Here is an 11,684-nt window from a genome sequence, read left to right as displayed (position 1 = left end):
TCGCTGTGTGTCGCGGCCCGGGTACGACGAGAGGCGGTGTCCGGCACGCGCAACGTGCCGGACACCGCCTCTACGACTTGGTGCTGGTGCGTCAGGCCTTGCCGAGGATCCGGTTCAGGTTCGTACCGCACTCGGGGCACTTGGCCTTCGCCATGCGCGTGCCCTTGTCGTTGACCTTGACCTCGCCGTCGGCGGTGCGCTTGGCCTTGCACTTGACGCAGTAAAACTCGCCGCTCCAGGTCTCTGCCATGAGGGCCCTCTCCTTGCTCTGAATTCCAGCCCGGGGTCTCGCCCCGGGCAGTCGTTGGATGCTAACGGCAGACCGTCCTGCCGTAGGCCGTTCGGCCCAGTCGGGATTCACCCTACGGCCTCCTGGCGCAGGCTCAAGCGCACCTGCTGGTCCGCGTGCCGCGTGATTCCCCCGAGGAAAGCCCTTACCGAAACTTTCGCCGACGCGGAACAGGCTCCCGGTGATCCGCCTCCGCGACCACTCGGCTTCCCCTCCGAGCGGCCCCGGAGGCGGTCCGGGAGCCTGTTGCCGATGACGCTAGGAGGTACCGGCGGCGGTGGCAAGTGCGCGTTGTCCACCCCTGTGGATAACTCTGTGAGCAACCTGTGGGACGCGCCGCCGGGCACTGTGGACGGGCGGGGGAACAGGATGTGAACAACCAGGGTCGCAGGCCTCAAGATTTGGCGTCTGACCTGCGGAAACGTCGATGCACAGGATGTGGACCGAAGAAAGTTGTCGGAATCGGGGGGTACATTTTTGAGCCATGGCCGACTCTCCACTGCGCCCGATCCCGCCTCACGTGGATATCCGCCGCAGCAAGCGCCGCAAGCGCACGGTCAGCGCCTACCGGGACGGCGACCGAGTGGTCGTGCTGATGCCCGACCGGCTGTCCGCCGCCGAGGAGGCGCGCTGGGTCGAGACCATGCTGGCGCGACTCGAGAAGCAGCGCAGCCGATCGCGCGTGTCGGACGAAAAATTGTTGGCCAGAGCACACGAACTCGCGTGTCGCCACCTCCCCGAAGTGCCCGAACCTGCGTCCGTGAGGTGGGTTTCGAACCAAAACAGACGGTGGGGATCGTGCACTCCGGCGGACAGATCGATCCGGTTGTCGACCCGTTTGCAGTCGATGCCGGCGTGGGTCGTCGACTACGTCCTGGTCCACGAGCTCGCCCATCTGATCGAGCCGACCCACAACGCCGCCTTCTGGGACCTCGTCCACCGCTACCCGAAAGCCGAGCGCGCGGAGGGCTATCTCGAGGGTGTCTCCGCCGCGTCGTCCCTCGACCTCGAGGACTTCTGACCCCACCCCCCGCCCCCGCCTGTTCGACTTTGTGCACCCAGTCCGCACGGATCGGCGCGTCGCGTACGGACGTCATGCACAAAGTCGCGCGGGCCGCCCTGCCACGCCCACCGCCGCCCGCCCGTTCGCGCGTTCGCGCGTTCGCGCGTTCGCGCGTTCGCGCGTTCGTTGGACTTTGGGCACCCGCCAACCGTTTGGCGCGACCGGAAACGGTTGGTGGGGGCTCAAGGGTGGGCGGGGTGGAGTGTGGGCCGGGGTGCGTACGGCGTACGGGAAAGGGTGGGGTGGGGTTTCCCTCAGGGTGACCTGGGGGGCTTCCTGCATGGTCGCGACCGGGCTGCGGCAGCCAGGCTTCTACCCGTAGCCAGCGCCACGCCAGGGAGCGCTGGGTGGGGCGCCGGTGGGTGCGCAGAGGGGCAGGGAACGTATGGCCAGGGGACAGATCACGGTCCGGGCAGCGCGCTGGAGCGCGACCCATCCGTGGCGGGCGATCGCGATGTGGGTTGTCGTCGTGATCGCCTGTTTCGCGCTCGGGCAGGTGACCGGGACCAAGGAGTCGAAGAACGAGGGTGACATCGGTGAGGTGACCCGGGCGGACAACATCGTCAAGTCCGGCAACTTCGACGATCCGGACGTCGAGAGCGTGCTGATCACGGCTCCGTCCGGACAACTCGACCACGCCGCGGCGAACAAGGCGGCGGCGGTGGTGATCCAGCAGATGCGCGCCCTCGGTGGGGTCGCGGAGGTCGGCCAGCCGATGCCGTCGCCGAAGAACGACGCGGTCATCGTCCGGGTGACGATGAAGGATGTGCCGGAGGGCTCGGACGACGACGCCAGGGTTCAGCCGCTGCTCGACACCACTGCGAAGGTCCAGCAGCAGTACCCGGACCTGCGGATCGAAGAGGTCGGTGGACTGTCGATCGGCAAGGCGCTCAACGAGACGCTGGGCAAGGACTTCAAACGGGCGGAGATGTTCAGCCTGCCCGTGACGCTGGCGATCCTCTTGATCGCATTCGGTGCGCTGATCGCCGCGTCCGTCCCGCTGGTGCTCGCACTGTCCGCTGTGGCTGCCGCGATCGGTCTGTCGGCGGCGGCGTCGCAGTTGGTGCCGGCCGTGGATGCGGTCAACAGCGTGATCCTGCTGATCGGTATGGCGGTCGGCGTCGACTACTCGCTCTTCTATCTACGCCGCGAACGTGAGGAACGTGCCAAGGGCCGCGGTCACGTCGACGCGGTCGAAATCGCCGCGGCGACCTCGGGCCACGCGGTCGTCGTCTCGGGTACGGCGGTCATCATCTCGATGGCGGGCCTGTTCCTCGCACGTGACGCGGTGTTCTCGTCCTTCGCGGTCGGCTCGATCCTGGTCGTCGCGGTGGCCGTCGTCGGTTCCCTGACCGTGCTGCCCGCCGTACTGGCGAAGCTCGGTCGCTGGGTGGACAAGCCGCGGATCCCGCTCGTCTGGCGGCTGACGGCCGGCAACAAGCAGCCGCGGTTCTGGCCGACGGTCCTCAAGCCGGCCCTGAAGCACCCGACCGCCACTCTGCTGGTCTCCGTCACCGCGCTGCTCGCGGTCGCGTCGCCGGCGCTGGGGATGACGCTGAAGTTCCCGGGCACGGAGGATCTGCCGCGTGACACCGCGGTGATGAAGGCGTACGACCGGCTGACCGCGGCCTTCCCGAGTACGGGCACCAGCCACGAGGTCGCCGTACGGGCGCCTGCGAACCAGCAGCCTGCGGTGAAGGCCGCGCTGGCCGAGCTGATGGCGAAGACCAAGGACGACAAGCTGTTTGCGTCGGACGGTCTCGAGGAGCCGCGGTTCTCCAAGGACGGCACGGTCGCGACGCTCGAGGTCGCCACGCCGTACGAGGGTGGCAGCGACCAGGCGCGGGACTCGCTGACCAAGCTGCGCAAGGAACTGATGCCGGAGACGGTCGGCAAGGTGCCGGGAGTCGAGTACGCGGTCGGCGGGTTCGTGGCCGCGGACGTCGACTATGCGGCGCACACGCGGGAGAAGCTGCCGCTGGTGATCGGGTTCGTGCTGCTGCTGACGATGATCGTGATGATGGTGACGTTCCGGTCGGTGGTGGTCGCGGTCACGGCGATCGGGCTCAACCTGCTGAGCGCGGGCGCGGCGTACGGCGTCGTCACAGCGGTCTTCCAGAACACCTGGGCCGAAGGACTGCTGGACTTCCGGTCGAACGGCGCCGTGGTCAGCTGGCTGCCGCTCTTCCTCTTCGTGGTGCTGTTCGGGCTGTCGATGGACTACCACGTGTTCGTGGTCAGCCGGATCCGCGAGGCGGTACTGCGCGGCGTACCGACGAAGCAGGCAGTGGCCGAAGGCATCACCGGCTCGGCCGGTGTGGTGACCAGCGCAGCGGCGGTGATGATCGGCGTGTTCGCGGTCTTCGCGACCCTGAGCACGCTGGACATGAAGCAGCTGGGCGTCGGCCTCGCGGTCGCGATCCTGATCGACGCGACGATCATCCGCGCCGTCGTACTCCCCAGCATCATGACCCTCCTCGGCGACGCCAACTGGTGGGCCCCCAAGTGGCTGCGCGGTAACACCGCCAAGCACGCCACCCCGACCCCGCCCGCCCCGGAAGAAGAGCGCGAACTCACCCCGGTCGGCTGAGCCGGCCAGTACGACGCCCCCACGCGGACTGTCCGCGTGGGGCGTCGTACTGGAATCAGCAAGCTTCGTACCTGCTGGTGCCCGAGAGCGCCTTGCCGATCCGGAGGCTCGTGCCCTGGCCCTCGAAGAACTTGCCGACGGTCCAGCGGGTGCAGGTCTGGCCGTCGGGTCCGTCCTCCGCGTTCTGCTGGCTGACGAAGGTCACCTCAGCCACCAGCCGCGCGTCGGTCGCGATGGTGAGCCCGACCAGCGTGATCTCGGAGTCCACGGTGGACCGAAAGCCGGTGGTGAACTCCTTGCGGGTCATGGAGGCCCGCGCCGCGCGGGTCAGCTGTGCCTGATGGCCGTCGTAGTCGTGGTTGTTGATGGCTGTGAAATACGCGGTCAGCACTCGTACGACGTCGGCGGCGGCAGGGTCTTGGGCTGCCTCCGGGGAAACGGTGATCAGTTCGTTGCCCACAGCGGGCACCGACGGCGCTACGGACTCAGTTGGCTCGGGCGACGCAGACGGGGTGTCGCTGGTGTATTCCTCCGTCGGCGCAGGCACCCAGTTCTCGCTGGGGGTCTCCACGGGTACGACGGGGCCGTCCGTGATCAGGCCTTCAGGTGTGAGGCGCTGGTTGTAGACGAGCGCCTCAGGGGCAGCCACGGACCGCGCGATCAGCGCGTCGCCGCCGAGGATCACACCGGTGACCACCGCGGCGAGAACCATGGTGGCCCCGACGAACCGGCCCGTTCCGTCTCCGGATGGACCGTAGGCGGTCCGCGATACGGCAACCTCGTCCTTGAATGCAGCCTCGCACTGCGAGCAGTACTTGGCTCCCTCCGGCCGGCGAGTGCCACAGATCGTGCAATAGACAGACATCGAGTTCGTCCCCCAGACGCTCAGAAGATCGCAGAGACCGCCTGCTGGACAGCCGTCACCGCACCGCCGATCGAGGCGATCGACTTGGCTCCGGACGCGATCAGCTCCAGCAGCCGCAGTACCGACGTCTTGTCGGGTTTCTCCTTGGACAGCTCGCGATCGGCCAGCTCTGCCACCGCGATGGCTTCGTCCGGCCGGTCCAACCGCTCCGAGTGCGTGTGCAGCAGTTCGAGGAGCTGCGCCATTCCGGCTCGCGCGTCGGCGAGTGAACCCGCTGACACTGCCGAGATGTTCGTCGCCGTGGCACCTTCGCCGGCTGCCATCGCGCCCGCCGAGACGTGTCCGCCCGAGATCCGGATTCCGTAGTTCTTCTCCATCAGCGTTCAGTTCCTTCCAGCTACGTCGGTGACGGTCTGCCTGGCTGCGTCGGCGGCCTTCCGAAGCACGGAAGTCGCGCGTGCTCCGGTCCCGGCAGCGATGCTGCCGGCGGTGACACTCGCACCCGGGGCGACGTACACGCCGTTGTTCTGCATCATTGCCTGTCGCTGCGTCAGCTCGACGGTGTCGATCCCCTTGGAATCGAGGAACTGCTCCACCGCTTGGAGCATCCGCTTCTCGATCACCTTGGTGTACAAGGCGCCGTCGAGCTTCTGGAAGTGCCGCTGGAACCGGTCGTCGCTGACCGTCTCGCGCGGGCTTCTGGCGGCGCCGTAGTCGAACCGGAGCGAGCGGACGATCTCCCGCCGTTGCCTGGACCGGTGATTGGCCGTCGTCACTGGGCCGAGCAGGTGGGCGGCGACCGCGAAGGGAGCGCGGAGCAGATGCCCCGGCGTCCGTCGCAGGGCCCGCCCGCCGATCCGGATCGCCTGACGCGCGGTCGGCTCCGGCAACAGGCTGTCCACCTCTTGGAACTCGTCCCGCACCGGCCCGAGCAGGCAATGAGTGACCTCGACGATCAGTTCGTGCGGCGTGACGACGAACCGCAGGAAGGTCGAGACGACCAACTGACCACGCCAGCCACTGATCTGGACGGTCAGGTACGGGCGGGCCCGGTCTTCGGGCTCGACGGTCAGACCGCGGACCAGCGAGCGATCGACCTTCGGCCTCGGCACCGCAAACCGATCCGGAAGGAATCGGCGGTCGTCGCGGATGTCGCGACCGTCGACGAAGACGCGGTCGGCCAGCGAGACCTCGCCGGTCCGCAAGTCGCCCAGGTGCTGTTTGACGAAGTCGTGGATCGTCAGCGCGGTAAAGGACTCGGCGACCTGTCCTTGCGCCGCCCGGTCGATGTCGAGAGCGAAGGACCAGGACTCGATCGGCACTCCACTTCCGACGAACGGCTGGTACCCGCTGTAGACGCTCACATTGCCCCGACTGGCTGTGGCGACGTCCCTGAGCCGTTCTCTGATCGCGGGATCGTCCGATGACAACGCGTCCGGCTTGAACCGTTCCGGACGCAGGTCGCGTGCGACCACGCCGTAGGTCGCCACCAAGGTCTCGCCGACGACGACCACCCAGCACAGTGCGAGCGCCAGCAGCACAACGACGAACCGCGTGCTGTTGGCACCCCAGAATGCGGCGATCAGCAGGATCGTGAGCAGGGCATCGCGGACGAGATGCCTTTTCCTGGCGGCGATCGCGTGCAGGATCACCGGGACCAGGTCGACGTCCGGAGACGACGGCGGTGCTTTGAATTCTTCGTCCAGAATGTCGCGGACGACCTCGTCGGCGAGCCGGCTGTTCAACTGAACGGCTGCGCACAGATAACGGGTCGCATCGGACGGCGGCGCCTCCCCGGACGGCTCGACGTCTGCTTCGACGGGTGGCAGTACCTTTCCGCACGTGCCGCAGTACGTGGCGCCGCCCAGATTTCCGGCACCACAAGAAGAACATCTCTGCATTTGTGTTTCCCCCCTACTGGGAGTGAACGGTACGGCGATCCTCTTCCCGGGTCCAGCAATCACGGAGGGTAAAGAAATTTGACGCAAGCGCTTGGCGGAAACCTTTCGCCCGCGCCCTGCGGTGTTGTGGAGAATGACTGTCATGGGCGATCGAGCCGAGGTTCTGGGGGAGCTGGCCGACGTTGTGCTGGCGGTAGGGCGGGGACATCCGGTGCGGGTGGGGGTGGACGGGTGTTCGGCCGCTGGGAAGACGACGCTTGCGGATGAGCTGGCGGAGGTGGTGCGGCGACGGAGTAACCGGGAGATCGTTCGGGCAGAGATCGACTACTTCAAGCGCGCGCCTGAGCTGCGGACGGCGTACCCGATTGATTCGGCGGAGAGTTACTACTTCGAGGTGTACGACTACGACGCGATCCGCGAGCGGCTGCTGCGGCCGCTTGGTCCGGGTGGGGATCGGCGGTACACGGCCGGCCTTCGCGACAGCTCCGCTCGGACTGTGCTCGACTCGCCCGTTCAGACCGCTGCGAAGGACGCGATCCTGGTTGCTGACGGTGCTTTCCTGCAACGATCGGAGCTCGACGCGTTCTGGGATCTGCGCATCTACGTCGACGTCAGCTTCGAGACGGTACTCCGCCGTGGTGCCGCCCGTGATGCGGCCTGGATGGACTCGTCGGCGGCCGCCGAGGAGCGCTACCGCAACAGGTACATCCCGGGCGAGCAGCTGTACGTCGACCAGGTCCGCCCGGCCGAACGCGCCGACCTGATCGTCAACAACGAAGACCCGGCCAACCCGATCCTTACTCGGCGGCAGCCTGCTGACGGGCCCGATGCGCCGCGGCTTTGACCCGGCTTTGGCACTGCGGGGAGCAGAAGCGGCGTTGACCGTTCTTCGACGTGTCGACGAAGACCCGGTCGCATTGCGGCGCTGCGCAGACGCCTAGTCGGCCGGCCAGGTCGCTGCCGACGGCCAGTGCCAGTCCGGCGGCGCATCCGGCCGCCCAGCCGTTCGCGAGTTGCTCGTCGGGGCCGTGGAAGTGCAGGCTCCACGGGCGGTCCTTGCCACGGTCGAGTTGCGGGCGCGCGTTGGTGTCCACCAGCAACGCGTTGATCTCGGCTGCGGCGGTGTCGAGGTCGCCGGTGTTCGCGGCTTCGAACACGATCCGCATCCGCCCCGCCAGGCGTACGAGTCGCTGGGCGTCGTCCAGCGGGACCGACTTCGGTGGATGGCCGATCGCGGTCAGCGCCTCCGCGACCGCCTGCCGTTCGTCGGACGGCGCGGTGTGCTCGACGCCACCGGCGTACCCGGGCGTCAGCCGGTTCACGTACTCGACCGACGCCGCCAGCACGCTCCGGGCATGACTATCAAAAGACACTTGACCAGTCATGCATGACCTCCGTAAGCTCGAGCTTGCGTGACCGATCATAGCCACTTAGACAGTCATGGGGGTTCGAGGTGAGTGCAGTTGTCACGGCGCGCGGGCTCTCCCGGACGGTGTGGATCCTGGTCGCTGCCCGGGCGGTGAACCGGATCGGCGCGTTCACGCTTCCGTTCCTGGGTGTGGTGCTCGCGGTCGAGTTCAAGGCTTCGCTCGGCCAGGTCGGCCTGATCCTCGCGGTCTTCGGGGCCGCGACGATCCCGTCCCGGCTGCTCGGCGGTCAGTTGGCCGATCGCCTCGGTCGCCGCCGGACGATCGTCCTGGGTCTGGCGGGGTGTGCGGTCGCCCAGTTGTGGATCGCGCTCAGCCACGCCCTGTGGTCCGCCGTACTCGCGACGATCCTGCTCGGCCTCGCGTTCGAGATCTACGAGCCGCCCAGCCAGGCGATGATCGCCGACGTCACCGAGCCCGAGGACCGCCCCGCCGCGTACGGGTTGTACAGCGCGGCCCTGGCGGGGGCCGGCGTACTTGCAGGTCTGCTCGCCGCCGCGATCAGCCACTGGGACCTCCGCTGGCTGTTCGTCGCCGACGCGATCACCTGCTTGTCCTGCGCCGCAATGGTCGCGCTCGCGCTTCCGGCTGACGTACGCCGGGAACGCCCGGCGGATCGTCCCGCGGCAGTCTGGCGAGACAGGCGACTTCTTCTGCTTCTCGCGGGCGGCACGGTTTTCGCCACCATCTACATGCAGCTGATCATCGGCGTACCGCTGACGCTGCTCCACCAAGGACTCCCGAAGTCGGGCACCGGCATCATCCTCGCCGTGTCCGCGATCACCTTGATCGTCGCCCAACGCGTGCTCCGCGTGCAGCACCTCGACGACTTCCGGGCCATCGCGATCGGCTACGTACTGGTCGCCGCCGGTCTGGTGGTCAGCGCGGTCGCCCACAACCTCAGCGTGTTCCTGCTCGCGTCGGTCCTGTGGAGCCTTGGCGAACTATTCCTGCTGACCCGCTACCTGACCCAGGCGTCCGGCCTCGCTCCCGACGAGGCCCGCGGCCGCTACCTCGCCGTCTTCGGCCTGAGCTGGGGCATCGCTACCACGATCGCACCGATCACCGTCACCCAACTGCTCAAGACTGCAGGCCCAGCAGGACTCTGGCTCACGACCGCCGGAGCTGCGGTCGTGCTCGCGGCACTCCAGCCGTGGTTCAGGAAGCGACTGGCTCCAGCCTGACCGTGAGGCCCTTGGCGACCGGGGTGTTGCTGCCCTTCGCGAGATCGTCGGCCGACATCAGGACGTTGGTCTCGGGGTAGTACGCCGCCACGCAGCCACGAGCCGTCGGGTACGAGACCAGCCGGAAGTGCGCGGCCCGCCTTTCGACGCCCCGGAATTCGCTCACGATGTCGACGTACCCGCCGTCCTCCAGGCCGAGCTCGGCCAGGTCGTCCGGATGCACGAAGACGACGTCGCGAGTCCCGTGGATGCCGCGGTACCGGTCCTCGAGGCCGTAGATCGTGGTGTTGAACTGGTCGTGGCTGCGCAACGTCTGCAGCAGCAACCGGCCCGGCTCCGTCGGCAACCAGGTCAGCTCGTTCGCCGTGAACTGCGCCCGCGCGTCGGACGTCTTGAACTCCCGCTTGTCCCGCGCCGCGTGTGCCAGCAGGAAGCCGCCGTCGCCGTCCCGTAGCCGTTCCTCGAAGTTCTCGTACCCGTCCGCGACCCGCCCGATCCGCTGCCGGATCAGGCTGTAGTCGTCGGCGAAATCGGCCCACGGAATCTGCCCGACATCCGGTACGACGGCCTGCGCGAGCCCGCACACGATCCCGATCTCGGACTTCAGCTCCGGCGCCGGCGGCATCAGGTTGCCTTTCGACAGGTGTACGGCGCCCTGCGAGTCCTCGACCGACACCGACTGCGGACCCGCCGCGGTGTGATCGTGGTCGGTCCGGCCGAGCGTCGGCAGGATCAGCGCCTCGCGGCCCGCGACGGTGTGCGAACGGTTCAGCTTGGTGGACACGTGCACGGTCAGGTCGCACTCCCGGAGCCCGCGATGCACGACCTCGGTGTCCGGCGTCGCGGACGCGAAGTTGCCGCCCATCGCGAAGAACACCCGTACGGCGCCGTCGCGCAGCCGCTTCACGGTCTCCGCGGCATCGATCCCGTGCGCGCGTGGAGAGGTGAACGAGAACTCGTGATCGAGCCGGTCCAGGAAGACGTCCGGCACCTTCTCCCAGATGCCCATGCTGCGGTCGCCCTGGACGTTCGAGTGCCCGCGCACCGGGCACGGTCCCGCGCCGGGCTTGCCGATGTTGCCCTGCAGGAGCAGCACGTTGACGACCTCGCTGATCGTCGCGACCGCGTCGCGGTGCTGCGTCAGTCCCATCGCCCAGCACACCACGGTCGCCTTGGACTTGATGAAACGCTGCGCCAGCTCCTCGATCTCGGCCCGCCGCAGCCCGGTGGCCTGCTCGACCGCGGGCCAGTCGAGCTCGGTGTTGTGCTTGGCGTACAGCTCGAACCCGCTGGTGTGCGACTCGATGAACGCTTTGTCCAGCACGGTGCCCGGGCTCGCCGCCTCGGCCTCGATCAGAAGGTGGCCGAGGGCAAGGAACAGGGCCTGGTCGCCCCCGATCCGGATCCGCAGGTGCTGGTCGGCCAGCGGCGTCCCCTTGCCGACCAGGCCGCGTGGCTTCTGTGGGTTCATGAACCGCATCAGGCCCGGCTCGGGCAGCGGGTTCACCGCGACGATCGAGGCGCCGTTGCGCTTGGCGACCTCGAGGTGGGTGAGCATCCGCGGCGCGTTCGTGCCCGGGTTCTGCCCGACGACCACGATCAGCTCGGACTCCTCGAGCATGTTCAGCGTGACCGCGCCCTTGCCGCTGCCGATCACCCGGGACAGCGCCGTACCGGAGGATTCGTGGCACATGTTCGAGCAGTCGGGGAGGTTGTTGGTGCCGTAGGCGCGGACGAACAGCTGATACAGGAACGCGGCCTCGTTGCTGGTCCGGCCGGAGGTGTAGAAGACGGCGTCGTTGGGGTCGACGAGGGCCTTCAGGTGCCGGGCGACGACCTGGAACGCCTCGTCCCAGCCGACCGGCTCGTAGTGCGTGGCGCCGGCCCGCAGCAGCATCGGCTCGGTGATCCGGCCGAGCTTGCCGAGGTCGAACTCGGAGATCCGGTCGATGTCCGCGACCGAGTTCTCGGCGAAGAACGCCCGCGGCACCCGCTTGCGGGTCGCCTCCCAGGCCACCGCCTTCGCGCCGTTCTCACAGAACTCGGCGGCGTGCTTGTGCTCCGGATCCGGCCACGCGCAGGAGGGGCAGTCGAACCCGCGGTCCTGGTTCATCTTCAGGAAGGCGCGGCCGGTGCGCACCGGCCCCATTTCGCGGAGACCGAACTTGAACGACGACAGCACGGCGGGCACGCCGGCGGCCTTCCGCTTCGGCGGTTCGATATCGACCATGTTTCAACAATAGGTCCACCTATCGTGACGCGCTGCTTTGATAGCCGCGGTTGTGGATAAGTGGCTCGATGGGCCATGTCTCCGTGTCGGGTTGTGTGGTCGTATCCCATAGTGCGCCGGGGTCCGGATTTCTAC

The 11,684-nt window shown here is 67.8% G+C and carries 10 protein-coding genes; 4 read left to right on the top strand and 6 right to left on the bottom strand.

The genetic code is table 11. From position 1 onward, the window contains the following. Window positions 1-91 precede the first annotated feature (91 nt). Window positions 92-250 (bottom strand): DUF5679 domain-containing protein, encoded by a 159-nt coding sequence (locus ACLJOO_RS01525; RefSeq protein ID WP_012922897.1) that lies wholly within the window; start codon window positions 248-250, stop codon window positions 92-94. 523 nt (window positions 251-773) lie between these two features. Between ACLJOO_RS01525 and ACLJOO_RS01520 the strand changes: the two genes are divergently transcribed. Next, a complete protein-coding gene (locus ACLJOO_RS01520; RefSeq protein WP_410784938.1) occupies window positions 774-1,310 on the top strand; it encodes a YgjP-like metallopeptidase domain-containing protein in 537 nt (178 codons plus the stop codon). Between the two features lie 427 nt (window positions 1,311-1,737). Further along, entirely contained in the window at window positions 1,738-3,942 is a 2,205-nt protein-coding gene (locus tag ACLJOO_RS01515) for an MMPL family transporter (RefSeq protein WP_410784937.1), read from the top strand. Window positions 3,943-3,997: 55 nt separating this feature from the next. On the opposite strand, the gene ACLJOO_RS01510 is transcribed toward ACLJOO_RS01515, so the two are convergent. The 3 genes from ACLJOO_RS01510 to ACLJOO_RS01500 are packed head-to-tail and all read right to left on the bottom strand — an operon-like array spanning window position 3,998 to window position 6,708. Beyond that, the gene (locus ACLJOO_RS01510) at window positions 3,998-4,807 is read right to left on the bottom strand and encodes a zinc ribbon domain-containing protein (RefSeq protein WP_410784936.1); all 810 of its coding nucleotides are present in this window, start codon (window positions 4,805-4,807) and stop codon (window positions 3,998-4,000) included. A 20-nt stretch (window positions 4,808-4,827) separates the two neighbouring features. After that, window positions 4,828-5,184: a hypothetical protein gene (locus tag ACLJOO_RS01505; protein WP_410784935.1), complete on the bottom strand. Its 357-nt coding sequence runs from the start codon at window positions 5,182-5,184 to the stop codon at window positions 4,828-4,830. Between the two features lie 6 nt (window positions 5,185-5,190). Continuing rightward, on the bottom strand, window positions 5,191-6,708 hold the full coding sequence (locus tag ACLJOO_RS01500) for a hypothetical protein (protein ID WP_410784934.1): 1,518 nt from the start codon (window positions 6,706-6,708) through the stop codon (window positions 5,191-5,193). A gap of 142 nt (window positions 6,709-6,850) precedes the next feature. On the opposite strand from ACLJOO_RS01500, the gene ACLJOO_RS01495 reads away from it, so the two are divergent. After that, window positions 6,851-7,552, top strand: coding sequence for a uridine kinase (locus ACLJOO_RS01495; RefSeq protein WP_410784933.1), 702 nt, complete (start codon window positions 6,851-6,853; stop codon window positions 7,550-7,552). On the opposite strand, the gene ACLJOO_RS01490 is transcribed toward ACLJOO_RS01495, so the two are convergent. Further along, a complete protein-coding gene (locus tag ACLJOO_RS01490; RefSeq protein ID WP_410784932.1) occupies window positions 7,506-8,093 on the bottom strand; it encodes a CGNR zinc finger domain-containing protein in 588 nt (195 codons plus the stop codon). The two genes, ACLJOO_RS01495 and ACLJOO_RS01490, sit on opposite strands and share 47 nt — an antisense overlap. 68 nt (window positions 8,094-8,161) lie before the next feature. Between ACLJOO_RS01490 and ACLJOO_RS01485 the strand changes: the two genes are divergently transcribed. Next, window positions 8,162-9,319 (top strand): MFS transporter, encoded by a 1,158-nt coding sequence (locus ACLJOO_RS01485; RefSeq protein WP_410784931.1) that lies wholly within the window; start codon window positions 8,162-8,164, stop codon window positions 9,317-9,319. On the opposite strand, the gene ACLJOO_RS01480 is transcribed toward ACLJOO_RS01485, so the two are convergent. Next, window positions 9,294-11,549 (bottom strand): FdhF/YdeP family oxidoreductase, encoded by a 2,256-nt coding sequence (locus ACLJOO_RS01480; protein WP_410784930.1) that lies wholly within the window; start codon window positions 11,547-11,549, stop codon window positions 9,294-9,296. The two genes, ACLJOO_RS01485 and ACLJOO_RS01480, sit on opposite strands and share 26 nt — an antisense overlap. Window positions 11,550-11,684 lie beyond the last annotated feature (135 nt).

This window comes from Kribbella sp. C-35 (assembly GCF_046549195.1).
In the GTDB taxonomy this organism is placed as follows: domain Bacteria; phylum Actinomycetota; class Actinomycetes; order Propionibacteriales; family Kribbellaceae; genus Kribbella.
This window is presented reverse-complemented; position numbering and strand designations above follow the sequence as displayed.